The sequence below is a fragment of the Thiemannella venezuelensis genome, from assembly GCF_014203605.1.
Taxonomy (GTDB): Bacteria; Actinomycetota; Actinomycetes; order Streptosporangiales; family Streptosporangiaceae; genus Planomonospora_A; species Planomonospora_A venezuelensis.
This window is the reverse complement of the sequence record NZ_JACHJJ010000004.1, coordinates 335,411-359,426: the sequence shown is the minus strand read 5'-3', so window position 1 is coordinate 359,426 and position 24,016 is coordinate 335,411. Positions and strand designations below refer to the sequence as shown.

Below are 24,016 nucleotides of genomic sequence, written 5' to 3'. Positions count from 1 at the left end.
GGCTACAGTCCAGAGAACCCGGCATCTCTGTTCGAAAAATGTCGGTGCCGGGACCTATTCTTGAAGCATGGCAAACGTCGTGAAGTCCCCCACCAGCCCCCTGACGACCGCCGAGATCGCCGCCCTCGCCCTCTCCCTCGCCCATCTGGGTTCGGGCCCCCAGGCCGACGCCGCCCGGCACGGTCTCCGCCACGCCTTCGAGCACCTGGAGCTCGGAGACGACGTCGTGGCCGCCACCCTCGCCACCCTGACCGCCCCGCTGCCCGCCCCGGTCGCCGACCGGGCAAGGACCATCGCGAGCGCCATCACCTCCCGGCTCGTGATCCGCCTGCACTACCGCGACGTCTCCGGCCGGGTCACCGTCCGCGACGTCGACCCGGTGACCTGCATGGTCCACCGCGAGCACTGGTATCTCGTCGGCATGTGCCGCATGCGCGGCGCGATCCGCGCCTTCCGGTTCGACCGGATCATCGCCACCGAACCCACGTTCGTCCCCGCCCGCCCGCACCGGCCCGAGGGCTTCCTGCCCTTCCAGGGCAAGCGCGCGGCATAACGCACCGGGCCGCCGGAGCCGGCGGCGTCCGATGCGGGGTCAGCCGCAGCAGCCTCCCCCGCAGCAGCCCCCGCCGCCGGCGGGGCGGGGGGCTGCGGCGCCTCCCGTCACGGCGACCGTGGACAGCAGCCGGACGGTGTCGTCGTGTCCGGCGGGGCATGCCGCCGGCTCGTCGGACCGCGCCATCGGGCGCGACAGCTCGAAGGTGGAGCCGCAGGCGCGGCAGCGGAAGTCGTAGCGAGGCATGGCCACAGAGTACCCACTCGGGCCGGCGCCGTACGAACGCCCGCATGGCGCCGCGAGAACGCGGGCGGCCGGGCACCCGAGCGGGTGCCCGGCCGCCCCGCGGCGTCAGGCCGCGTTCTCCGCCAGGTAGGGCGCCCACTGGGGGTCGCCGACGATGTGCGCGCCGATCAGCCGCCAGTGCACGCCCCGCGGCACCACCGGGGCCACGTTCAGCGTCCACCCCAGCTCCTCCAGGAGCCGGTCGGCCTTGCGGTGGTTGCACGTGGTGCACGAGGCCACGCAGTTCTCCCACGTGTGGGCTCCGCCGCGCGAACGGGGGATCACGTGGTCGATGGTCTCGGCCCGCTGGCCGCAGTAGGCGCACCGGTAGTCGTCCCGGCGCATCAGGGCGGTCCTGGTCAGCGGGATCCGCGACCGGTAGGGGATACGGACATAGCGGCGAAGCCTGATCACCGACGGCACGTCGAGCGTGCGGCTGGCCGAGCGGAGCACGGCGCCCCGCCCGTCGCGGTGGACGACGTCGGCCTTCTCCCTGAGCACGAGCACGACGGCCCGGTGCAGGGAGAGGGTGGTCAGGGGTTCGTAGGTGGCGTTGAGCAGCAGGACTTGACGCATCAGCGTGCCTTTCCCGGCACACGGCGCGTCCGGACAGGGGGCACGGTCTTGCGTGCCCCGATTTGCGGCCCCTCCTGGGACCCGGTCGATTCCGTCACGATGACCTCCGCCGGACGGCCCAGCGGATGGTTCACCACGGCACCGTCCTGGACCAAGTTTGGCTGCTGTGTCGGCGTGCCCGCCACCCATAAATGACTGGTGGGACTCCTGGTGTGCTTTATTCCCCCATTACCGGTTCTTCACTCCTGGCAGGGCCTGCGCGTACGCCGGTTCCCGTAGGGGCGCCCCGGCACCGGCCGGAGGTCGTAGGGTTCCAGCCATGACGCGACAGCCGTACCCGCCCGCCCGCCGTGACGACGTCGTCGACGATCTCCACGGCGTCCCCGTCCCCGACCCCTACCGCTGGCTGGAGGATCCCGACGACCCCGCGGCCAAGGAGTGGCTGGCCGCCCAGGAGGCCCTGTTCGCGTCGGAGACGGGCGGACTCGCCGGACGCGAGAGGTTCCGGGCCCGCGTCGCGGAGCTGCTGCGCTCCGGTTCGGTCGGAGCCCCGGTCTGGCGGGGCGAGCGGCGGCTGTTCATGCGGCGCACCCCGGAGCAGGAACACGCCGTGCTCTACACCGTCGACCCCGGCGGCGCCGAGCGGGCGCTGCTGGACCCGATGGGGCTCGACCCGACCGGCCTGACCACGCTCGACGCCTGGCAGCCCGACAAGGAGGGCCGCCTGCTGGCCTACCAGATCTCGGTCGGCGGCGACGAGGAGTCCAACCTCTACCTGATGGACATCGCGACCGGGACCCGGATCGAGGGGCCGATCGACCGGTGCCGCTACTCCCCCGTCGCCTGGCTCCCCGGCGGCGAGGCGTTCTACTACGTGCGCAGGCTGCCCGCCCTGGAGGTGCCCGAGGGCGAGGAGCAGTTCCACCGCCGGGTCTACCTGCACCGGGTCGGCTCCTCCACCGAGGACGACGTCCTGATCTTCGGTGACGGCATGGAGAAGACCAACTACTACGGCGTCTCGGTCTCCCGCGACGGCCGGTGGCTGCAGATCTCCGCCTCCCGGGGCACCGCGCCCCGCAACGACCTGTGGGTCGCGGACCTGCACGCCTCCTCCCCCGAGGCGCCGGAGCTGGTCGTCGTCCAGGAGGGGGTGGACGCCCAGACCGGCCTGGTCTTCGGCCGCGACGGGCTGTTCTACGTCTTCACCGACCGCGACGCCCCCCGCGCCCGGATCTGCGTGACCGACCCCGCCGCCCCGCAGGCCGAGCACTGGCGCGACCTGGTCCCGCAGGACCCCGAGGCCGTGCTCTCGGACTTCGCGATCCTCGACGACCTCGAGCGGCCGGTCATGCTGGTCGGCTGGACCCGCCACGCGATCAGCGAGATCACCGTGCACGACCTGCGCACCGGCGAGCGGATCGGCGCGGTGCCGACCCCGGGGCTGGGCACGATCGGCGGCATCAGCGAGCGTCCCGAGGGCGGCCACGAGGCCTGGTTCGGCTACACCGACAACACCACCCCGCCGACCGTCCAGCGCTACGACGCCCGCACCGGGGAGACCACCCTCTGGGCCGCCTCGCCCGGCGCGGTCGAGGTGCCCGCCGTCACCACCGAGCAGGTCGTCTACCGATCGGCCGACGGCACCGAGGTGCACATGCTGGTCATCTCCAAGCCCGGGACGCAGGGCCCCCGCCCGACGATCCTGTACGGCTACGGCGGCTTCGGCCTCGCGATGACCCCGGGCTACTCCGCCTCGATCCTGACCTGGGTGGAGGCGGGCGGCGCCTACGCCATCGCCCAGCTGCGCGGCGGCGGCGAGCAGGGGGAGGACTGGCACCGGGCGGGCATGCTCGCCAACAAGCAGAACGTCTTCGACGACCTGCACGCGGCGGCCGAGCACCTGATCGCCGCCGGCGTCACCGACCCGTCCATGCTGGCGATCTCCGGCGGCTCCAACGGAGGCCTGCTGGTCGGCGCCGCCCTCACCCAGCGCCCCGACCTGTACGCCGCGGTGGTCTGCTCGGCGCCGCTGCTCGACATGGTCCGCTACGAGCTCTTCGGTCTCGGCGCGACCTGGAACGTCGAGTACGGCACCGCCGCCGAGCCCGAGGAGTTCGGCTGGCTCTGGTCCTACTCCCCGTACCACCGCGTCCGGGAGGGCGTCTCCTACCCGGCGACGCTGTTCACCGTCTTCCAGTCCGACACGCGGGTGCACCCGCTGCACGCCTGGAAGATGTGCGCCGCGCTCCAGCACGCCCAGGCGGCCGACCGGCCGATCCTGCTGCGCAACGAGGCCGAGACCGGCCACGGCGCCCGTGCGGTCAGCAAGAGCGTCGAGCTCGCCGCCGACCAGCTCGCCTTCCTCGCCCACCACACCGGCCTGATCGCGTAGGTCCGTCCCGCTCCGTCCCGGACCTCCCGCACCGCCGGGGAGGCCGGGACGGACCGGCCCGGCGGGATGCCTTCCGGCGCCGGGCCGGCAGGAAGAGCCGGGGCGTCCGGGCGCGGCGGGAGAATGTCGGTGGCGGCGGCTACCGTCGGACCGTGGGCGACGCCGGCGTGATCGGTGGCCTGACCTTCGCCGAGGGCAGGCCGGGCGCCTTCCTGCGCCCCTACGTGACGGAGTTCACGGCCTACACCGAGCGCTACGAGGAGCCGCTGGCACGGCGGCAGCCGCCGTTCGCCGGGATGGTCGTGATCTTCGGGTTCGGCGAGCCGCTGGGACTCAGCGGGCCGGGCGGGCGGGAGCGGCTGGCCTCCTTCACCGCGGGGCTGCACGACACCTACGTCGACACCACCACGGCCGGAGTCGCCGAGGGGCTGCAGGTCAACCTGACGCCGCTCGGCGCACGGCGGCTGTTCGGGATGCCGATGGGCGAGCTGGCCAACCGGGTGGTCCCGCTGGAGGACGCGCTCGGCCCGTGGGCGGGCGCCGCCGTCGAGCGGCTGGCCGAGGCCACCGGCCGGAGTGCCCGGCTGGCCCTCCTGGACGCCCTGCTCACCCGGCGGATCCAGGCGGCCCCCGCGCCCGACCCCCGCATCGTCCGGGCCTGGGAGCGGCTCTCCGCCACCCGGGGGAGGGTCCCGATCGCGGCGCTCGCCGGTGAGCTGGGATGGAGCCACCGCCATCTGGCCGCCCGCTTCCGCGACCAGATCGGGATGACGCCCAAGTCCGTCGCCCGGGTGCTGCGCTTCGAGCACGCCGTCGCCCGCCTGCGGGCCGGGAGGCCCCCGGCCGACACCGCCGCCGCCTGCGGCTACTACGACCAGGCGCACATGAACCGCGACTTCCGGGCCATGGCCGGGGTCACGCCCCGCGGGCTGGTGGCCCCGTGGCCGGAGTGCCCGATCGCCGTCGCCGGTTGAGCGGCCGTCCTCCGCAGGTCACCGGCTCGCCGCCGGACGCCGCCGGCCTCCCCGGAGCGACCGGGTCAGATTTTTCCAAGCCCGCACGCCCCTCCCCGGGAGACCGTGGTCTCACCACACGGAGGAGGCGACCATGCAGGCGGTTTATCCACTGGTCCGCTACCGGGAACCCGGTGCGGCGATCGAGTGGCTCGTCGAGGCGTTCGGATTCGAGGTCCACCGGGTCTCCACGGGGGACGACGGCGCGATCAAGCATGCCGAGCTGTCCGCCGGCACCGGCATGATCATGCTGGGTGCCGGGGAGCCCGGCGGGCAGGGGGTCTACATCGCCGTGGACGACCCGGACGCCCACCACGACCGGGCGCGGGCGGCGGGGGCCGCGGTCACCGCGGGGCCCGCCGACCAGCCGTACGGCTCGCGCGACTACATGTGCGAGGACCCCGAGGGCAACCCCTGGCACTTCGGGACGTACCGCCCGGCCGTGACGGCCCCGGTGAGCCCGCAACGAGAGCTGGTCTTCGGCTTCATGCCCGCCCAGGTCATCTACGTGGCCGCCGAGCTCGACCTGGCGGGGCACCTGACCGGCGGCCCCCTCAGCGCCGCCGAGCTCGCCGCCGCGACCGGCACGCACGCCCCCTCGCTGCACCGGCTGCTGCGGGCACTGGCCTGCTTCGGCCTGGTCGCCGAGACCGCCCCCGGCCGCTTCGTGCTCACCGAGGCGGGCGACCGGCTCAGGGACGGCACCCCGGACTCCTTCCGCGCGCTGGCCCGGCTGTTCTGCGGGCCCGGCGTGTGGGCGGCCTGGGGGCTGCTGGCCGAGAGCGTCCGGACCGGGGAGCCGATGTGGGAGCGGGTCACCGGCTACCCGCCGTTCGAGTGGACGGCCCGCAACCCGGAGGAGTCCGCGGTCTTCAACCGGGCCATGTCCGACTACACCCGCAGGATCGCGCCCGGGGTCGTCCAGGGTTTCGACTTCACCCGGTTCGGCACCCTGGTGGACCTCGGCGGCGGGGACGGCACCCTGCTCTCGGCGATCCTGCGGGCCGTACCGGAGCTGAGGGGGGTGCTCTTCGACCTGCCCGGCGGGCTCGCCGAGGCGGAGCGGAACCTGGCCGGCCTCCGCGACCGATGCGAGATCGTCAGCGGGGACTTCTTCGAGAAGGTGCCGCAGGGGGCCGACGCCTACCTGTTCAAGAGCGTCATCCACAACTGGGACGACGAGCGTGCCGGCGCGATCCTGCGGACCTGCCGCGCGGCCATGGGCCCGGAGGCCGTGCTGCTGGTCCTGGAGCCGGTGCTGCCGGAGCGGATCGACTCCCCCGCCGCCACCGGGACCGTGATGAGCGACCTCAACATGCTGGTGGCCACCGGCGGCCGGGAGCGTACGGAGGCGGAGTTCCGCGCGCTGCTGACCGGCGCGGGCTTCCGGTCGGTGTCGGTCACCGGGACGTTCCCGGACGGCGAGCTGCGGATGATCTCCGCACGCCCCTGAGCGGACCGTCAGGGGCCGGACAGGGCGGGGGCGGCGTGCAGCAGGTCGCGGGCGAGGCCGGCGTCCCCCTCCACCCCGGCCGCGAACCGCGCGGGCTCCCCCCTGCCGCCCACCAGGAAGCAGAACTCGATCACGTCGCAGGTGACCGTCGCGTCGGCCGGGCCGCCGCCCCGCGTGTCCCGGCCGGTCGCGGCGGCACCGGCCGGGCCTCCCTCCCGTACGGCCCGCCCGCCCGGGTGCAGCGGCACGTGCCAGCTCCCGCCTCCGTGGCCGGTCAGCACGAGCCGTACGGCCCTGCCCTCGGCCACCGCGTGCCCGCGCATCAGCATGGTCAGGGGCATGAGCCGTACGCACAGGTCGGCGGTGGGCTCGATGTGCCCGGGGACGGGGTCGGGCAGCCGGACCCCCGCCGCTCCCGCGGCGTCCGCGGTGTGGATCCAGGTCTCCAGCATCCTGGCCAGCAGGTGGTCGGCGACCGGCATCGTGAACCCGCTCACCGTCATCGGGGTCTCCGGCGGCAGGGGGGCCAGGTGCCGGCAGAGCGCGTCGGCCTGGGCCCGCCAGTCGCGGCGGGTCTGCTCGGGCACCCTGCGGCGCTCGTACTCCTGCAGCTCCGCGGTCCGGGCGAGCGCCTCGTCCGCGATCACCGGCGGGCCGAGGACGGGCGCGCCCGCCGAGAGCGCGACCAGCCCGTCCTTGGCCGCGAGGTGGGCCAGCAGTTCCTGGAGCGTCCACCCCTCGACGGTCTCCCGCCCCCAGTCGTCCTCGCCCGCCTCGCCCAGCAGGGCGTCCATGGCCGCGATCCGGCCGGCGAAGGGCGCCGTCCAGCCGGAGACCGAGGCGGCGGGGCGGCGCCGGGCGCGGGCCGCGGTGAGCGTCAGCGGGCGCAGCGGGGCCTGCGGCGGCGCGTCCCCCGCCGCCGTCTCCGCCAGTGCCTCCTCCAGTGCGTCGAGATACAGGCGATGGGTCGGATCGTCGTTCATGCGCCCTCCTCGGTCAGCGCGTCGGCGAGCCTGCGCAGCCCCGTCCTGATCCTCGACTTGGCGGTCCCCTCCGGCAGCCCGAGCTCCTCGGCGACCTGCCGGTAGGTGCGTCCCCGGTAGTAGGCCAGCTCGATGACCTCGCGGAGGTCGTCGGGCAGCTTGCCGACCGCCAGCCGTACTCCGTCGGCCTCCTGCCGGGACAGCACCGCGTCCTCCAGCCGCTCCGGCTCGGGTTCCACCAGCCGCGGGCCGAGCACCGACGCCTTGCGGCGCTCCTGCGCGCGGACGTGGTCCACCGCCCGCCGGTGGGCGATGGTGGCCAGCCAGGCACGGAGCGTCCCGCGGCCGGGGTCGAAGGCGAGGGGGCGCTCCCAGAAGGAGATGAAGACCTCCTGGGTGATGTCCTCCGCCGCCGAGCGGTCCCGGGTGATCCGTGCGCTGAGGCCGAAGACCAGCGGCGCGAAGCGGTCGTAGAGCTCTCCCAGCGCCGCCTCCTCCCCGCCCGCGATCCGCTGGTGCAGCAGGCGGTCGTCCGTGACAGGCGCCTCCATGCCACCACACTCCCGATAAGTCATCTGGAATCAGAGCTTGTCACCATCAGACGGGAATGTGGAGGGCATGGACGGATCCGTGCCGTACGGCGCGGCGCGAGCCCTCAAGGGGAGCCTTCGCATCGGGTTCCTCCGGTGCCGGGGACGAGGGAAGGGATGTGCGGCCACCCGTCATTCGCCCCGGGCGCCGCTCCGGATGCCCGCGGCCCGGGAGAAAAAGCTCCGCGTCAGCGGGGGAAGACGATGGTCTTGTGCCCGTCGAGCACCACGCGCTGCTCGGCGTGCCACTTCACGGCCCGGGCCAGGGCGACGCACTCCATGTCCCTGCCGATGGCGGCCAGGTCCTCCGGGGAGTGGCTGTGGTCGACCCGCGCGACCTCCTGCTCGATGATCGGTCCCTCGTCCAGGACGGAGGTGACGTAGTGGGCGGTGGCGCCGATCAGCTTCACGCCCCGGGCGTGCGCCTGGTGGTACGGCTTGGCTCCCTTGAACGACGGCAGGAACGAGTGGTGGATGTTGATCGCCCGCCCGGCGAGCTTCTCGCAGAGGTCCTCCGAGAGCACCTGCATGTAGCGGGCGAGCACCACCAGGTCGGCCCGGTAGTGCTCGACCAGCGCCAGGACCTCCGCCTCCTGCCGGGGCTTGCTCTCCGGGGTGACCGGCAGGTGGTGGTAGTCGATGCCGTAGGACTGGGTGAGCGGGCGCAGGTCGGGGTGGTTGGAGACGACCGCGACGATCTCGATGTCCAGCAGCCCGGAGCGGACCCGGTAGAGCAGGTCGTTCAGGCAGTGGCCGTACTTGCTGACCATGATGAGCACCCGCGGCTTGACCGCCGTGTCGCGCAGCGCGATGTCCATGCCGAACTCGGGGGCCAGCGCGGCGAAGCCGGCGCGCAGCTCGTCCGCGGGGACGGAGGCGGGGGCGGAGAACTGCACGCGCATGAAGAACCGCCCGGCGGCGCGGTCGCCGAACTGCTGGCTCTCGATGATGTTGCAACCTCGCCCGGCGAGCAGCCCGGACACGGCGGCGACCACACCCGGGCGGTCGGGGCAGGACAGGGTCAGAACATACTCGGCGGAACTCATGACTTCACCTTGGGAGGTCGGATCGACGGTGCCGTGAGGCCGGTCTGGGCAGGGTACAGCGTTCCGGCCGCGGCCACCGCCGCAGTCCGCCCGCGGGGTCGCCGGGCCCCCGGCCGGGGCGGGCAAGCAAGAACTTTTACCCATCATTCGCTTGATCTTGGGTATGTAGTCGCATATCAGTGCGGCCGGACCGGTACCGCCGACCGTTTCCGACGACAGCCGCCGCCCACCTGAGGAGCCCCTGCCGGACCGGCCCTGCCGGGCGCCCGGCGTGCAGCCGGGACGGAGGACCGTGAGCTCGATCGCCCTGACGGCACTCGCCGGGCTGTTCGCGGTCATCAGCGGGATCAACGACGGCGGCGCACTGCTCGCGACCGGGCTGAAGGTCCCCAGCATCCGGCCGGTGACCGGCGTGCTCATGATGATGGCCGCGATCGCGCTGGTCCCCTCGGTGGCCCACCGGGTCGCGCTGACCTTCACCACCCGGCTGGCCACCATGGAGGGCCCGGACGGCCAGGTCGCCATGGCCGTCGCGGTGCTCAGCGCGCTGGCCGTCGTCATGTTCCTGAGCAACCGGGGGCGGCCCACCAGTCTGACCCTCGCCATCGTGGGCGCTCTCACCGGCGCCGACCTGGGCTGGGGCGTGCCGGTCTCCTACGGGAACGTGCTGTTCGTGCTCGGGGTCGCGCTGGCGGCGCCGTTCGTCGGAGCGCTGCTGGCGGTCCCGGTGAGCCTGCTGCTGGCCAGGCTGGCGTACGGCCGCACGCTGCGGCAGTGGCACCGTGCCGGGTTCGTCCTGCAGTGCCTGGCCTACGCGGCCAACGACGGCCAGAAGATGCTGGCCGTCTTCATGCTCTCGCTGGGTCTGTCGGGAGCCCCCCTGTCCACCTGCGTGGCGATGGCCGGGCTGTTCGGGGCCGGTGCGGTGTACGGCCTGCCGCGCGCCGGCCGCCTGCTCAGCCGCGAGATCATCGCCTCCCGCCCGCTGCACGGGGTGACCGCGGAGCTGGCGACCGGCACCGCCGTTCTCGGGTGCGCCGCGATCGGCGCGCCGGTGAGCATGACCCAGACCATCGCCGGGGCCCTGATCGGCGCGGGCATGGCCGGCAGTTCCGGGCGGGTGCGCTGGCACGCCGCCATGAAGATCGTTCTAGCCTGGATGCTGACGCTGCCGGTGAGCGGGGCGCTCGCGGCGGCGGCGGCGCTCGTCGTCAGAGGGGTGATCGCGTGAAACGGTTGCGCAGGGTCCGGGACCTGATGACCGGCCACATGGACAGCGCGCTCGCCGAGGCGCTGATCGGCCAGCTGAAGGCGACCAAGGAGGGCGCCTGGCTGGCCGTCGCGATGATCGGCGGCGACACCCGGAGGACCGACGCGCACGAGGAGATGCGGGAGATCGAGCACCGGGGCGACACCCAGCGCGCCCGGCTGGTGGAGGAGCTGTCCGGCTCGCTCATCACCCCGATCGACCGCGAGGACATCTTCCGCCTCTCCCGCTCGATCGACGACATCCTGGACTCGCTGCGCGACTTCGTCCGCGAGTCGCACCTGTACCGGGTCCGCGAGCAGCAGCGCTTCGCCCCCATGCTGGACCAGGTGATCGTCGGCATCGAGGCGCTGGAGACCGCCGTGCGCGACCTGGCCTCCGGCCCCTCGGTGGTCAGCCACGACGCCCTGGAGGTCAAGAAGGTCAGCGGCACCCTCCAGCGCATGTACCAGTACGAGATCGCCCGCATCTTCTCCGGTGAGATCACCTCCGAGGCCATGAAGGAGCGCGAGCTGGTCCGCCGCCTGGAGGTCGTCGGCATCGCGATCGGCGAGGCCGCCGACGCCATCGCCGACGGCGCGATGAAGCGCTGAGGCGGCCGGGTCGCCGGCGCCGCCGTGGTGGTAGCGTCCCGGGTCTGTGAGCGAGCGCAGCGGGCGAACCGGTGGAGAAGGTCCTGCGGGCGGCTCCCCGGTGGACGACCGGCCCGCGGCGCGGGTGGTGTGCGTGGACGGCCGGGGCCGGGTGCTGCTGATGCACTGGCGCGACACGGTGAGCGGGCAGACCGTGTGGGAGCCGCCGGGCGGCGGGATCGACCCGGGCGAGACGCCGCTGGCGGCCGCCCGGCGGGAGCTCGCCGAGGAGACCGGGCTGCCGGGCGGGGCGGTGCTGGACCGGTGGGTTCCGGTGCGGCGGGAGTTCACCTGGCTCGGCGTGCGCTACGCCAAGACCGAGCGGTTCTACCTGGCCAGGTTCGGCGGCACACCCGAGACGGATCCCGGCGCGTTCACCGCCGAGGAGGACGAGACCTATCTGGGGTCCGGCTGGTTCTCCCCGGAGGAACTGCCCGGTCCGCTGGAGCCGCCGGACCTGCTCTCGGTCGTCTCCCGGCTCACGCTGCTGGGATGACGCTCTCGCTCAGCCGCCTGAAGGCGCGGCCCATGACCGCCCTGCCGCCGGGCAGCCCGGCGAGGCCGGCCAGGCGGTTGCGCACGGCGATCCTCCAGGCCTGGTGCGGGACCATCCACTCGGCGGCGGTGCGGCCGCTGTCCTGCTTGCCGAGGACGAAGGGGCGCATCCGCCGCTCGTAGCGCTCCAGCGCCGCCCCTGCGTCCGCGCCGAGCAGTTCGACCGCCAGGGTGTAGGCGCCGCCCATCGCCATCGATGCGCCCTGCCCGGCCATGAGCGAGACGGCGTGGGCGGCGTCGCCGATCAGGACGGTCCGTCCCCGGCTCCAGCGGGGCATCCGGATCTGGGCGACGCAGTCGTAGTAGGGGTCCGGCGGGCAGTGGGCCAGGATCCGGTCCGTCAGCGCGCCCATGCCCCGGTAGCGGGTGGTGATCTCGGAGCGGGGGTCGGCGGGCAGGGCGGTGTCCGTGCAGGCGTGCACCAGGAAGGCCGCCAGAGCGCCGTCCCGCGTCGGGTAGATCCCGGCCTGCCGGTCCGGCACGCTCACCAGCACCGCCCGCCCGCCGGTCCTCTCCGCCAGTCCGGCGTCCCGGAGCAGGTAGGAGGCGGTGTGGTAGCCCAGGGGGCGCAGGTAGTGCTCCTCGGGGCCGAAGACCAGCCGGCGGACGACGGAGTGGATGCCGTCGGCGCCTGCCAGCAGGTCGGCCCGGCTCACCGTCCCGTCGGTCAGCTCGGCCTCCACCCCGCCGGGGACGTCCCGGACGGCGGCGACGCTGGTGCCGTACCGGACCTCCACGCCGGGGTCCAGCGACGAGCGCAGCACCGACTCCAGTCCGCCGCGCATGAGGCTGAGCACCCGGCCGCCGAGTATCGCCGCGGCGGAGGCGTAGCGGACGCCTCCGGTCCGCCTGCCGCGCGGGTCGGTGTAGGCCAGCTCGGAGATGTCGGCGGCGATCTCGCGCAGGTCTCCGAGGACGCCCATCCGCTCGGCCACGTCGTAGCCCGAGCCGAAGAAGTCGATCATGTATCCGTCGCTGCGCGGCCCGGGCGCCCTCTCGACGATCGTCACCTCGGCGCCGCCGCGCCGCAGCCACCAGGCCAGGGTGAGGCCGGCGATCCCGGCTCCGCAGATCAGGACCTTCATGACGCTGATTCCCCTTCCGTGCCGAACAGTCCGTTGCGATAGATGTCCAGCACCTCTTCGGCCCATCGGACCGCGCCCTCCGGGCCGAGGGGGTCGATGCCCACCACCTCGGCGAGCTGGTCCCTCAGGAGCAGCAGGACCAGGTCGTTGACCATGAGGAAGGCCGTGCGGACCTCCGGGTCGCGCCCCGGTCCGAGCAGGCCGCGGGCCACGAGCGCCTCGGTCATCGTCCGTCCGGCGGTGAACCAGCGGCGGAAGATCCCGGTCCCGGCGGCGTCGCCGGTCAGCAGCAGGCGGCGCAGATAGCCGGGGACCGGCGAGCCGGGCGGGAGCTGCCGCAGGAACGCCTCCGCGAGGGAGGCCCCGTCGGTCATGTCGAGCCCGCCCGTCGCGGCCCGGGTGAACAGGTCGTCGAACACCCCCGCCACGTGCTCGTCGACCGCGGCGCGCAGCCTCTCCTTGGAGCCGAAGTGGTGGATGACGAGGCCGGGCGAGACTCCCGCGGCCGCGGCGATCCGCCGCACGGTCACCGCGTCGGGGCCCTGGGCCGCGAACAGTTCCAGGGCGCGGTCCCGGATGACGGCCCGGGCGGTGAGGTCATCATGCGCTGAACACATGTTCAATAGATTAAACGCTTGTTCAATCCGCGTCAACGGCGGGACCGCATGCCCGCACACCTCCTGCCACAGAAGAAGACTTCTCCCACTCGGAGTGGATTACCTCCGCCCGGGAGGAGGATCCTCATCCCGGGACGGGGAGAAGAAAACACTCCCGAGGAGGGAGAAAAATCCACTCCCGGGAGACTCGGGGCGGAAATCTTCCCCCGAGAGGGGCAGCCCTACCTCCAGGAGGAGGTTCTTTCCACCGCAGGGCACCGCCCTTCCGGAGGAACGCCGCACCCGTGAACGAGACCCCGAAGCGAAGAGGCCGGCCGGGACCGGGGGCGCCCCGGGGGTTCCGTCATCCGCCGGCGGGCGGGGAGGCACGCACCGGGGACCGGTTCGGCGTCTCCCGGCCCTCGGATCTTCGATCTCCTGCCGCACACACCGGTGCCCGTCCACCATGCGGCGAGGCGGACGGGCACCGGGGACACACTCAGTCGGAGGCTGCCCTCCACCCCGTGTGGATGACGCTGGAAGCACCGCTGAGCCTGACGGTGCCGGGCTTGTGAACAATGATCTTCTTCATTGCGACCTCTGACCGAGCGGGGAACCGGGTACGAAGAACAAGTTCTCCGGCCTCTCGCCGGATGGCAATGCCCGATAAAGGAACAGTCTGGAAGTCCAGGCCGTCACGTCGAGGTCGACATCGCCTCGACCAGCTCCTTCTCCCCGTACAGCACGACGCATCCGCCGCACTCCTCCCGGCGGATCTCGCGCCAGCCGTACTTGCGGTAGAGCTCGATGGCGGCCGGCTGGTTCAGCGTCGTGTCCCCCCTGAGCCGCAGGTAGCCCAGCTCGATCGCCCGCGCTTCCAGGGCCGATACCATCCGCGCGCCGTACCCGCGCCGCTGGAACTCCGGATGGACGCGCAGGCGGCACATCTCCGCGGTCTCGCCGTCGATCCGGCGGATCCCGCCCATCGCCACGACACGCCCCCCGGGGACCTCCCCGACGAGGAACTCCCCCCGATCGGCCAGGTAGATCTCGTTGATCCGGGGGAAGTCGTCGTCGTACCAGATGCCGTCGCCCGGGGAGAGCCCGACCTGGGCGAGGCAGATCTGGTGCAGCGCCCAGACGGATTCGAGGTCAGACCAGCGATAACGCCTGATCTCGACGTCGTTCATACGGAATCGACCCTCGACCCCAGCGGCTCGGTCACCGAAGCGGCCTGCAGCGCCTCCCGGTACTCCTTGAGATCGGGGTGGGCGGGGTCCTTGAGCTCGACGAGCTTGGCCACCTCCATGGCCCGCTGCACCACGATGTCGGGACGGCACCCCTCGTCCAGCCCGGCGATCGCCTCCTTCGCCATCGTCAGCGCCTCGGCGAGGTCGCCCTCGATCACCTTGCACTTGGCCCGGTCGAACCTGATGAGAGCCGGGTCGAGCCAGTCGGACGGGCTGTACTTGGTGAGCGCCTGCTCCAGGATGAGGTCGGCCTCCATGGCCTGCCCCAGCCTGACCAGGGCGTCGCCCTGGTGGAAGTAGAGCTGGCGCTCGGTGTAGCCGAAGGCCAGGTCCTCCTGGTCGACGACGGGCATCTGGGAGAACGCCGCCCTGGCCCGGGAGAGTGCCCGCTTGGCCTGGTCGACGGCGTCCTTCTTGCCCGCGCCCGAGATCATCGCGATCGCCCGGGCCTCCACCACCGGCGCCATGGCCTGGGCGGCGCAGGGGGTCTGACCCGCCATGTCGCGGCTCTTCTTGGCGAGGTTGAGGGCCTCGCGCGGGTCGCCGTAGTAGAGCGGGACCAGCGCCTCCCTCGCCGTGACCCAGGCGCGCAGCGCGCGGTCCCCGGTCTCGTCCGCCGCCGTCCTGCCGGTCCGGAAGAAGGACCTGGCCATCCGGTGGTCGCCCAGGTTCACCATGATCATTCCACTCAGGCCGGCGAGCTGGGCCGCCATCCGGCACAACCGCTCCTGCAGGTCGACCGGTTGACGCCGCTCCATGGCCTTGCGCACGGAGCTGAACTCCAGCAGCACGTCGCAGAGCAGCCGGAGCGGCGGCGTGTTCATGTACTGGCGGCCGAAGCCGACGGTGGCCTCTTCCCACTGGTCGAGCATGGCGGGCGAGACGGTCGCCGACACCAGGGTGTCGTCCATCCTCCTGCGTATGCTCTCCACCGATCCGAGCACCTGGCCGTCCAGCGTGGCGGCGCCGCCGGCCAAAAGTCCCAAAAGCGTTCTCCGTAGCACGTTCTCGTCCTCCTCGCCCCCGTCCGCAGAGGAATCGCTGTTGATCTGCTTCATCCACAGCTCACGCGGATCGGGGGAAGTGTCGGGTTTTCCCTCCTGGAGATCGCCTCGGACGACACCGGGCATCTTGTGGCCGTGGCCGCAGATGCACGGACCCTCGTATCCGAGGGCGACCGGTTCCACCCGGTAGACGGTGCACAGATAGTGCAGATATTCGGGTCCGGGTCGCTTCAGCCCGCTCTCGTAGGCGGACAGAAGCGTCTCCCCGATGCCCGGCGCCGGCTTCGCGTCGCGTTCGAACAGTGCCCTTACCTGTTCGATCACGTCCGCGAGAGCGATGCCGTGCGCGAGACGGTGACCCTTGATGCGCGTCGTCCCGAACTGCGGACCGCACTTCTCATGGATCTCCTCGGCGATCTGGGCCGAGGTGCGTCCCGCGGCCAGGCCTCGCGCCCGGATCCGCCGCGCCAACTCTGTTTCCCTGTGCTGCCTGCCGGACATACCGGCCCCTCTCTCGTGACCAGCTGGGCGGGCTGGCACACTGTGTCCCGACCGGTCCTCTCCCGCTGACTCAGCGTGACTCCTGTGTCGCGCTGCGCCTACCGAGAATGATGGACCACCTTTGGCTCAACCGGAACCCGCGAATAGCGCCTTCGGCTAAGGATCGTCTCCCCCCGGACTGCTTCTTTCAACCTACTTGGGAGAACGCCCACCCTGACCCCCCTTTCCTCGCCGTTGACCCCTGGGCCACGGTGAGTCATCTTTGGCCAACCAGCACTGATTCGCAGCATGGAAAAGGGACGAATCAGCGCCGGATCGGACCAGAGGAGGGAAAGAGGTGCAGGAAGACGACTTCGGGCACCTGGAGCGCTTGGTGTCAGAACTTGACGCTCGCGGGCTGCACGCCCGGGTGGTGCGGACCCGGACGGGTCGCGTTTTCGTCCGCGTGATCAACCCGAACGCGACCAGCCTGGCGGAGAACGTCACCTGCCGAGCCCAGGCCGCCATGCCCAGCCATCCGGATTGGTACTACTGGTGGTCCTGGGGCGAGCGGATGCACACGGCGGAGGACCCCGCCGGTGCCGCGACCAAGGTCGCACGCGTGCTCGCCGCGGTGGGAGAGTGAGACAGCGGTGATCCGGGACGGAGCGCAGCCGTCCGGGTTCACCGCGCCCACCGCGGCTCGGCGGAGCCGGCGGGGTGACCGGTGCGGAGCGTCCCCGGACGCTGGCACCCCGCCGGCTCCGAAACTCAGACTGCCGTCCGAGCTCGTCGGGCGGCGATCGGGGGAGACTCCCCCGCGGAAAGGGCACGGGGCACACTTCCGGGTGTGTGTCCCGCGCCATGCCGGACGTCACCGGAGCATCAGGACCCGCCCCCCGCGGCCCCGGGTCCCGATGTCCCCGTCTTCCCCGGCGTGATGTGACGACGGCCGGTTCGGTCGGCAATATGGGTCCTGTCGATGACGTGATCCCGCTGCCGACCGAACCGATCCGGGAGGATCCTCTCCGTGTTCCCGCTGTCTCCCAGCCCCACCCCTGTGCCCTCATCGAGTCCGGTCCCCTCGCCGTCGCCGACGTCGACCCCGTCGATCCTGGACTTCACCACGCACATGAGCGAGGGACTGAGCAACGCGTGCAAGGCCGGCGGCGGTGAGAGTGACGTACTCTGCGGCATCGTGTACTCCTTCCTGCCCGCGACCTGGGCGCCCGTGATCGCGGGTCTGCTCTCCATCGCGCTCATCCTGGTGATCGCGTTCGTCCTGCGGAAGGTGGCCCACCGTCTGATCACCCGGGTGGTACGGCGCGCGGCCTCCTCCACCGGGAGCTCGATCGCCGGGCGGCTGCGCGGCAGGCAGACCGTGCAGCCCGAGGGGCTCGACGCCGTCGCCGCCGAACGGCGCAGGCAGCGCGCCGAGACCATCGGCTCGGTGCTGCGGCCCGTCGCCTCGATCGTCATCGTCGGCACCGCGGTCCTGACCGTGCTGGAGCGCCTCTCCGTCCCCATCGCCCCCCTGCTGACCAGCGTCGGCATCGTGGGCGTGGCCGTCGGCTTCGGCGCCCAGGAACTCGTCAAGGACTTCATCGCCGGCATGTTCATGCTCCTGGAGGACCAGTACGGCGTGGGCGACGTGATCGACGTGGGCGCCGCGGTCGGCGCCGCCACCACCGGCACCGTCGAGGCCGTCACCCTGCGGATCACCCGGGTGCGCGACGCCGACGGCCGGGTCTGGTACATCCGCAACGGCACCATCACCCGCGTCGGCAACGAGTCCCAGGGCTGGTCCCGCGCGACCGTGGACGTCCCGGTCGCCTACACCGCCGACGTCCCCCAGGTCCGCGAGCTGCTCGGCCAGGTGACCGGCGAGATCTGGGACGACCCCGAGTACCGCGACGTCGTCATCGTCGAGGAGCCGCAGGTCTGGGGGATCGAGCAGATCTCCGACACCGCCCTCGTCTTCCGGATCAGCGTCAAGACGATCCCGTCCTGCCAGGCCCAGGTCGCCCGGGAGATCCGGCTGCGGGTCAAGGCCGCCCTGGACCGGGCGTCCATCACGATCGCCGGCTGACGTCGCCTAGGCTGGAAGGCGTGTCAGGTACCACCGAGGAACCCCAGTCCTTCTACGACGCCGTGGGCGGCGAGGAGACCTTCCGCCGCCTCGTGCACCGCTTCTACCAGGGAGTCGTGGACGACCCGCTGCTCCTGCCGCTCTACCCCGAGGAGGACCTCGCCGGGGCCGAGGACCGGCTCAGCCTCTTCCTGATCCAGTACTGGGGCGGACCCGGCACCTACAGCCAGCAGCGCGGCCACCCCCGGCTGCGGATGCGGCACAACCCGTTCGTCATCGGTGGCGCCGAGCGCGACGCCTGGCTGAAGCACATGCACGACGCGGTGCTCTCCCTGGAGCTCCCGGCCGAGCTGGAGAAGCGCCTGTGGGACTACATGGTCTACGCCGCGCACAGCATGGTCAACGCGCCCGAGGCATGAACCTCACCTCCCGGGGGCAACTCATGACACATGGAGACCCCCTGGTGGCGTGAGGCCGTCGTCTACGAGATCTACGTCCGCAGTTTCGCCGACGCCTCAGGAGACGGCGTCGGCGATCTGGCGGGCGTCCGGCGGCGCCTGCCGTACCTCGCCGAGCTCGGGGTCGACGCGATCTGGCTGACCCCGTTCTACCGCTCGCCCATGGCCGACGGCGGTTACGACGTGGCCGACTACCGCGACGTGGACCCCCTCTTCGGCACCCTGGCCGACTTCGACGCGATGGTGGCCGACGCGCACGCCCTCGGGCTGCGCGTGATCGTGGACATCGTGCCCAACCACAGCTCCTCGGAGCACCCCTGGTTCCAGGCCGCCCTGCGCGGCGAGGGGCGCGAGCGCTACGTGTTCCGGGACGGCGGGGAGCTCCCGCCCAACAACTGGCAGTCGGTCTTCAGCGGTCCCGCCTGGACCAGGCTCCCCGACGGCCAGTGGTACCTCCACCTGTTCGACTCCGCCCAGCCCGACCTCAACTGGCGCAACCCCGAGGTGCACGCCGAGTTCATCGACGTGCTGCGGTTCTGGCTGGACCGGGGGGTGGACGGGTTCAGGATCGACGTGGCGATGGGCCTGTACAAGGCCGAGGACCTGCCCGACGCCACGGCCGAGACGCAGTCCTTCACGGCGGACTCCCCCATCTGGGGCCGTCCCGAGGTGCACGAGGTCTACCGGGAGTGGCGCAAGGTGCTCGACTCCTACCCCGGGGACCGGATGGCGGTCGGGGAGGTGTGGACCGACTCCGTCGAGGACCTCGCCCGCTACCTCCGCCCGGACGAGCTGCACCAGAGCTTCAACTTCGCCTGGCTGGAGGCGCCCTGGTCGCCCACCGCGTTCCGGACCGTCATCGACGACACCCTGGCCACCGGGGCCTCCCCCACCTGGGTGCTCTCCAACCACGACGTGGTGCGCCACGTGACCCGCTACGGCGAGGGCCTGACGAGCTCCACCACCGGCCTCGCCAGGGCCCGGGCGGCGCTGCTGACCATGCTCGCCCTGCCCGGCTCGGCATACCTCTACCAGGGGGAGGAACTCGGCCTCCCCGAGGTGAAGGACATCCCCCCGCAGGCCCGGCAGGATCCCATCTTCACCCGCTCGAAGGGGAGGCTCCCCGGCCGGGACGGCTGCCGGGTGCCCATCCCCTGGTCCGGCACCGAGGAGCCGTACGGCTTCGCGCCCCCGGGGGTCGCCCCGTGGCTCCCCCAGCCGGTCGAGTGGGCCGCGCTGACCGCGGAACGGCAGGCGGGCGACCCGGACTCGACGCTCTCCTTCTACCGGGAGGCCCTGCGCGCCCGGCGGGAGCTGCACGGCTCGCTGCCCGCCCGCGTCACCTGGCTGGACTCTCCCGAGGGTGCGCTCTTCTTCACCCGCGCCCCGCTGACCTGCGCGGTCAACTGCGGTCCCGAGCCCGTACGGCTCCCGCCGCACGACCGCGTCCTGATCGCCAGCGCCCCGGTGGAAGACGGCCTGCTCCCGCCGGACACGGCCGCCTGGCTGCACACCCCGTGAGCGCCGCGCCTCCGTGAGAGCACGGAGGCTCCGGGCTCCCCTCACCGGTGAGGGGAGCCCGGAGCCTCCGGGTGCTCCGCGTCAGTCGCGGGTGAGCTTGCGGTAGGTCACGCGGTGCGGGCGGGCCGCGTCGGCGCCCAGACGATCGATCTTGTTCTTCTCGTAGTCGGCGAAGTTGCCCTCGAACCAGAACCAGTTCGAGCCCTCTTCCCAGGCGAGGATGTGGGTCGCGATGCGGTCGAGGAACCACCGGTCGTGCGAGGTGATGACCGCGCAGCCGGGGAAGTCGAGCAGCGCGTTCTCCAGGCTGGAGAGCGTCTCGGTGTCGAGGTCGTTGGTGGGCTCGTCGAGCAGGAGCACGTTGCCGCCCTGCTTGAGGGTGAGCGCCAGGTTGAGGCGGTTGCGCTCGCCGCCGGACAGGACCGCGGCCTTCTTCTGCTGGTCCGGGCCCTTGAAGCCGAACGCGGCGATGTAGGCGCGGGACGGCATCTCGACGTTGCCGACCTTGATGAAGTCGAGCCCGTCGGAGACGACCTCCCAGACGTTCTTGGCCGGGTCGATGCCGCCGCGGCTCTGGTCGGCGTAGGAGATCTTGACGGTCTCACCGACGACGATGGCGCCGTCGTCCGGGGTCTCGCCCCCAGTGATCATGCGGAAGAGCGTGGTCTTGCCGACGCCGTTCGGGCCGATGACGCCGACGATGCCGTTGCGCGGCAGGTCGAAGCTGAGGCCGTCCATCAGGACCCGGTCCTCGAAGCCCTTGGTGAGCTTCTCGGCGCGGATGACCGTGGTGCCCAGCCGCGGGCCCGGCGGGATCTGGATCTCCTCGAAGTCCAGCTTGCGGTGCCGGTCCGCCTCGGCGGCCATCTCCTCGTAGCGCTGCAGACGGGCCTTGCTCTTGGTCTGGCGCGCCTTGGGGTTGGAGCGCACCCACTCCAGCTCCTCCTCCAGGCGCTTCTTGCGCTTGGCGTCCTTCTGCCCCTCCAGCTTGAGCCGGGAGGCCTTGGCCTCCAGGTAGGTGGAGTAGTTGCCCTCGTAGGGGTGGCAGCGGCCGCGGTCGAGCTCCAGGATCCAGGTCGCCACGTTGTCCAGGAAGTAGCGGTCGTGGGTGACGGCCAGGACGGTCCCGGGGTACTTCTCCAGGTGGGACTCGAGCCACTGCACGCTCTCGGCGTCGAGGTGGTTGGTGGGCTCGTCGAGCAGGAGCAGGTCGGGCTGCTCCAGCAGCAGCTTGCAGAGGGCGACCCGGCGGCGCTCGCCACCGGAGAGCTGGGTCACCTCGGCGTCCGGCGGCGGGCAGCGCAGGGCGTCCATCGCCTGCTCCAGCTGGCTCTCGAGGTCCCACCCGTTGCGGTGGTCGAGGGCGTCCTGGAGCTTGCCCATCTCCGCCAGCAGCTCGTCGCTGTAGTCGGTGGCCATCAGCTCGGCGATCTCGTTGAACCGGTCGAGCATGGCCTTGGTCTCGGCGACGCCCTCCTCGACGTTGCCGAGCACGGTCTTGGACTCGTTGAGGGGCGGCTCCTGCTGGAGCATGCCGACGGTGAAGCCGGGCATGAGCCGGGCGTCACCGTTGGACGGCTGCTCCAGGCCCGCCATCATCTTCAGCAGCGTCGACTTCCCGGTGCCGTTCGGGCCCAGGACACCGATCTTGGCACCAGGCAGGAACGACAGCGTCACATCGTCGAGGACAACCTTGTCGCCGTGCGCCTTGCGCACGCGCTGCAGCGTGTAGATGTACTCCGGCATGCCCTCTAGCTTAGGGCCTGTCGCCGGGCCGCCGCCCGCCACGAGCCGCGCCCCGGCCGGACTCCGTTCAGTCGGACGCGTTCCCGGGGCTCGGCGGGCTCGCCGGAGGCACGACCACGGCGGGCAGGCAGACGCGGTCCCGGCCGAGCTCCTTGGCGCGGTAGAGGGCCAGGTCGGCCGCGGCGAGCAGCTCGATGAGGTCGTTGCCGTGCACATTCATGATCGACACGCCGGCCGAGACCGTCACGCTGATCATGGCCCCGTCGGTGGGGACCGCCATCCGAGAGATGCGGGACCGCAGCCGCTCGGCGACCCTCCGGGCTTCGGTCACGTCGGCCCGCGGCAGCAGGACGACGAACTCCTCCCCGCCGAACCGGCCCACCACGTCGTAGTCGCGGAGCTGGCTGCGCAGCGTGGCGGCCACGCCGACCAGGACCTGGTCCCCGACCAGGTGGCCGTAGCCGTCGTTGACGCGTTTGAAGTGGTCGATGTCGATGATCAGGAGGGCGAGGCTCTCCCCGCTCCGCCGGGCCCTGCCGATCTCGGTGTCCGCCTCGCGCTGCCAGGCGGCGGCGTTGAGCAGACCGGTCTTGGAGTCGGTGCGGGCCGCCGCCTGGAGCTGGGCGTGCAGGAGGCTCCGCTGCAGCAGGACCACCGGGGGCAGCGCCAGGACCAGCAGTGCGGGGTTGATCCCGCAGGTGATGGCCACGATGACCCCGAGGCAGAGCTCGACCACGTCGAGAGTGAGGCTCTCCCGGTCCCACAGCACCTCCCGCCAGCGGCCCTCGGGATCCGCGGTGTGCGCCGCGACGGCGATCAGCGCCGTGTTGATCACAGTGAACAGCGCGGCGCAGCCGACCGCGACGAGGATCGGCCCTCCCTCGCCGGCGGTCAGCGCCGCCGGGCCCCCGGCGATCGCGTGGAACAGCACGGAGGTCGCGCATCCGGCCAGCCCGATAGCGGCCGCGCTGAGGACCCGCCGGTAGACGACCGTCTCGCGCACCCGCCTCTGAAGCATGATCTGCAGTGGTATGGGGGCGAGAAGCGCGTAGACCGGCGGCAGGAGCAGGGCGACCGGGAGCCACCAGGCGGACAGCAGGTCCCTGGAGACCCCGGCGGGGATGCCGAGCCGCCGGGTCGCCTCGATGCAGACCGCGCCGCACAGCAGCAGCGCCGCGAACGTCGGCGGGTCGGACCAGCGCAGGTCGCCCGTGGCGACGAGGACCGCGAACGCGAGCACCTCCAGGGCCACGACCCCGCACAGGTAGGCGACCAGCGGACGGCGCTGCCCGAGCAGAGGCCACCGACCGGCCAAGGCCGACACGCCGTCGCGCGGCTTGACCGGGGTGTGACTGGGCACCGCCATCCCGCCCTCCTCTTTGACTAACGATGTGTAACACAATAGTTGCGGAGTGTGCGGCACGCGATGGGAACCGCTACCTTTGCAAGGTGGGCCGCCCGACAGGCGGCCCGCGATCGCAAACCGCTCTGACTGGAAACCGCTCTCTCCACGAGCGGCCCGTGCGGGAAAGGAGCAGCCATGCTGCGGGGCGTTACCTGGATCTGACAGGTGCCTCAGCGTCCGACACGAGCAGGGGTCACACGAGCAGGGTCCGGCATCGGCCAGGACCGTCGGCCGGTCTCCCCGGTGCCGCCGCACCTCGGCTGTGGGGCACCGACCCGTCGGGCCGGTGCCCCTCCTCTTCCCCCTTTTCGCGGTCAGGCCGCCATGCGGGCGTCGGCGGGCCACGGCGTGTCGTCCTTGGCCACCCAGGCGACCACCTCGCCGTCCGCGTCTCCGGAGCCCGGCTCCCCGTTCCCGCCCCCAGCGCTCATCTCGGTGCTCGTCTCGGTGCTCCCGTCCGCGGCGTCCGCCCCGCCGTCCGGGTCCGCGGCGTCCGCACGGCCGCCCGGGGCCACGCCGCCCAGCGCCCAGTCATGCGTCCCGAGGTCGAGCTCACTGCGCTCCTGCAGCCCCAGCGCCGGGGCCGCCCCGCCCCGCTGCGGTTTGCTGAAGCTCCCCACGCCCCAGCGCAGGTCGTGCCCGACCGAGCTGGCCTCCACCTCCGCCATGAAGCGGCGCTCGCCCTCGTGGGCGAACTCGCGGATGCGCAACCGCCCCTGGACCACGACCGGCTGCCCCACGTGCACCGACTGGGCGACGTTGTCGGCGAGCCCGCGGAAGCAGCGCACCCCGAAATAGGTCGTCTCCCCGTTGCGCCACTGCTGGTTCTCCCGGTCGAAGTGGCGGCTCGTCGTGGCGACCCGGAGCGAGGTGACCCGCGATCCGTCGGAGAAGGTGTGCTGGCGCGGCGGGGCTGCGACGTTGCCGGTCAGCGTGACGTAGATGTCGTTCATCGTGCCTCCCTGAGGGCGGGCGGACTGCCCGCGTCTGGAGGACACAGTGGCCCGTGCCGCCACCGGCACGGGCCGCCGAACCGC

General features: G+C 72.2%; 23 protein-coding genes. 11 read left to right on the top strand and 12 right to left on the bottom strand.

Annotated features, from left to right (window positions below):
• Positions 1-67 precede the first annotated feature (67 nt).
• Positions 68-553, top strand: a complete 486-nt coding sequence (locus FHS22_RS09320) for a helix-turn-helix transcriptional regulator (protein ID WP_184940145.1) — start codon at positions 68-70, stop codon at positions 551-553.
• A 39-nt stretch (positions 554-592) separates the two neighbouring features.
• Here the strand turns inward: FHS22_RS09320 and FHS22_RS09315 are convergent, their stop codons facing one another.
• Positions 593-799 (bottom strand): FmdB family zinc ribbon protein, encoded by a 207-nt coding sequence (locus FHS22_RS09315; RefSeq protein ID WP_184940143.1) that lies wholly within the window; start codon positions 797-799, stop codon positions 593-595.
• Between the two features lie 105 nt (positions 800-904).
• Entirely contained in the window at positions 905-1,414 is a 510-nt protein-coding gene (locus FHS22_RS09310) for an HNH endonuclease (RefSeq protein WP_184940141.1), read from the bottom strand.
• A gap of 319 nt (positions 1,415-1,733) precedes the next feature.
• On the opposite strand from FHS22_RS09310, the gene FHS22_RS09305 reads away from it, so the two are divergent.
• The 3 genes from FHS22_RS09305 to FHS22_RS09295 all read left to right on the top strand — a co-directional run bounded on the left by FHS22_RS09305 (position 1,734) and on the right by FHS22_RS09295 (position 6,272).
• Positions 1,734-3,806, top strand: a complete 2,073-nt coding sequence (locus tag FHS22_RS09305; protein WP_184940140.1) for a prolyl oligopeptidase family serine peptidase — start codon at positions 1,734-1,736, stop codon at positions 3,804-3,806.
• Between the two features lie 152 nt (positions 3,807-3,958).
• Positions 3,959-4,780: a helix-turn-helix domain-containing protein gene (locus FHS22_RS39200; RefSeq protein WP_184940138.1), complete on the top strand. Its 822-nt coding sequence runs from the start codon at positions 3,959-3,961 to the stop codon at positions 4,778-4,780.
• 133 nt (positions 4,781-4,913) lie between these two features.
• Positions 4,914-6,272 (top strand): methyltransferase, encoded by a 1,359-nt coding sequence (locus FHS22_RS09295; protein ID WP_184940137.1) that lies wholly within the window; start codon positions 4,914-4,916, stop codon positions 6,270-6,272.
• A gap of 8 nt (positions 6,273-6,280) precedes the next feature.
• Here FHS22_RS09295 and FHS22_RS09290 read toward each other — a convergent pair whose 3' ends face one another.
• From FHS22_RS09290 to purU, 3 genes are all read right to left on the bottom strand, one after another.
• A complete protein-coding gene (locus FHS22_RS09290) occupies positions 6,281-7,255 on the bottom strand; it encodes a maleylpyruvate isomerase family mycothiol-dependent enzyme (RefSeq protein WP_184940135.1) in 975 nt (324 codons plus the stop codon).
• Positions 7,252-7,806: a sigma-70 family RNA polymerase sigma factor gene (locus FHS22_RS09285; RefSeq protein WP_221473410.1), complete on the bottom strand. Its 555-nt coding sequence runs from the start codon at positions 7,804-7,806 to the stop codon at positions 7,252-7,254. Before FHS22_RS09285 ends, FHS22_RS09290 begins: the two co-directional genes overlap by 4 nt.
• A gap of 227 nt (positions 7,807-8,033) precedes the next feature.
• Positions 8,034-8,891 carry a formyltetrahydrofolate deformylase gene (purU, locus tag FHS22_RS09280; RefSeq protein WP_184940131.1) on the bottom strand — a complete coding sequence of 286 codons (858 nt, stop codon included), beginning with the start codon at positions 8,889-8,891 and terminating at the stop codon, positions 8,034-8,036.
• A gap of 292 nt (positions 8,892-9,183) precedes the next feature.
• Between purU and FHS22_RS09275 the strand changes: the two genes are divergently transcribed.
• From FHS22_RS09275 to FHS22_RS09265, 3 genes are read left to right on the top strand one after another with little or no spacing between them, the layout of a single operon-like run.
• Entirely contained in the window at positions 9,184-10,122 is a 939-nt protein-coding gene (locus FHS22_RS09275) for an inorganic phosphate transporter (RefSeq protein ID WP_184940129.1), read from the top strand.
• Entirely contained in the window at positions 10,119-10,751 is a 633-nt protein-coding gene (locus FHS22_RS09270; protein WP_184940127.1) for a DUF47 domain-containing protein, read from the top strand. Before FHS22_RS09275 ends, FHS22_RS09270 begins: the two co-directional genes overlap by 4 nt.
• 46 nt (positions 10,752-10,797) lie before the next feature.
• Complete coding sequence (locus FHS22_RS09265; RefSeq protein WP_338047677.1) at positions 10,798-11,286, top strand: NUDIX hydrolase; 489 nt, start codon at positions 10,798-10,800, stop codon at positions 11,284-11,286.
• Here the strand turns inward: FHS22_RS09265 and FHS22_RS09260 are convergent.
• The 4 genes from FHS22_RS09260 to FHS22_RS09245 all read right to left on the bottom strand — a co-directional run bounded on the left by FHS22_RS09260 (position 11,270) and on the right by FHS22_RS09245 (position 15,781).
• Entirely contained in the window at positions 11,270-12,430 is a 1,161-nt protein-coding gene (locus FHS22_RS09260) for an FAD-dependent oxidoreductase (protein WP_184940126.1), read from the bottom strand. The genes FHS22_RS09265 and FHS22_RS09260 overlap by 17 nt on opposite strands.
• Complete coding sequence (locus FHS22_RS09255) at positions 12,427-13,047, bottom strand: TetR/AcrR family transcriptional regulator (protein ID WP_184940124.1); 621 nt, start codon at positions 13,045-13,047, stop codon at positions 12,427-12,429. The genes FHS22_RS09260 and FHS22_RS09255 overlap by 4 nt, the downstream gene beginning before the upstream one ends.
• Before the next feature lie 674 nt (positions 13,048-13,721).
• Positions 13,722-14,216: a GNAT family N-acetyltransferase gene (locus FHS22_RS09250; protein ID WP_184940123.1), complete on the bottom strand. Its 495-nt coding sequence runs from the start codon at positions 14,214-14,216 to the stop codon at positions 13,722-13,724.
• Positions 14,213-15,781, bottom strand: a complete 1,569-nt coding sequence (locus FHS22_RS09245; protein WP_184940121.1) for an NsdA family TPR-like regulatory protein — start codon at positions 15,779-15,781, stop codon at positions 14,213-14,215. Before FHS22_RS09245 ends, FHS22_RS09250 begins: the two co-directional genes overlap by 4 nt.
• A 373-nt stretch (positions 15,782-16,154) precedes the next feature.
• Between FHS22_RS09245 and FHS22_RS09240 the strand changes: the two genes are divergently transcribed.
• The 4 genes from FHS22_RS09240 (at position 16,155) to FHS22_RS09225 (ending at position 19,828) form a co-directional block, all read left to right on the top strand.
• Positions 16,155-16,406 (top strand): hypothetical protein, encoded by a 252-nt coding sequence (locus FHS22_RS09240; RefSeq protein WP_338047676.1) that lies wholly within the window; start codon positions 16,155-16,157, stop codon positions 16,404-16,406.
• 486 nt (positions 16,407-16,892) lie between these two features.
• Positions 16,893-17,849 carry a mechanosensitive ion channel family protein gene (locus FHS22_RS09235; RefSeq protein WP_184940118.1) on the top strand — a complete coding sequence of 319 codons (957 nt, stop codon included), beginning with the start codon at positions 16,893-16,895 and terminating at the stop codon, positions 17,847-17,849.
• A 20-nt stretch (positions 17,850-17,869) separates the two neighbouring features.
• A complete protein-coding gene (locus tag FHS22_RS09230; RefSeq protein ID WP_184940116.1) occupies positions 17,870-18,268 on the top strand; it encodes a globin in 399 nt (132 codons plus the stop codon).
• A gap of 30 nt (positions 18,269-18,298) precedes the next feature.
• The gene (locus FHS22_RS09225; RefSeq protein ID WP_184940115.1) at positions 18,299-19,828 is read left to right on the top strand and encodes a glycoside hydrolase family 13 protein; all 1,530 of its coding nucleotides are present in this window, start codon (positions 18,299-18,301) and stop codon (positions 19,826-19,828) included.
• 81 nt (positions 19,829-19,909) lie between these two features.
• Here the strand turns inward: FHS22_RS09225 and ettA are convergent, their stop codons facing one another.
• The 3 genes from ettA to FHS22_RS09210 form a co-directional block, all read right to left on the bottom strand.
• Positions 19,910-21,574 (bottom strand): energy-dependent translational throttle protein EttA, encoded by a 1,665-nt coding sequence (gene ettA, locus FHS22_RS09220; protein ID WP_184940113.1) that lies wholly within the window; start codon positions 21,572-21,574, stop codon positions 19,910-19,912.
• 67 nt (positions 21,575-21,641) lie between these two features.
• Positions 21,642-22,940: a GGDEF domain-containing protein gene (locus tag FHS22_RS09215; protein ID WP_184940112.1), complete on the bottom strand. Its 1,299-nt coding sequence runs from the start codon at positions 22,938-22,940 to the stop codon at positions 21,642-21,644.
• A gap of 353 nt (positions 22,941-23,293) precedes the next feature.
• The gene (locus FHS22_RS09210; RefSeq protein WP_184940110.1) at positions 23,294-23,932 is read right to left on the bottom strand and encodes a single-stranded DNA-binding protein; all 639 of its coding nucleotides are present in this window, start codon (positions 23,930-23,932) and stop codon (positions 23,294-23,296) included.
• Between the last annotated feature and the right edge of the window lie 84 nt (positions 23,933-24,016).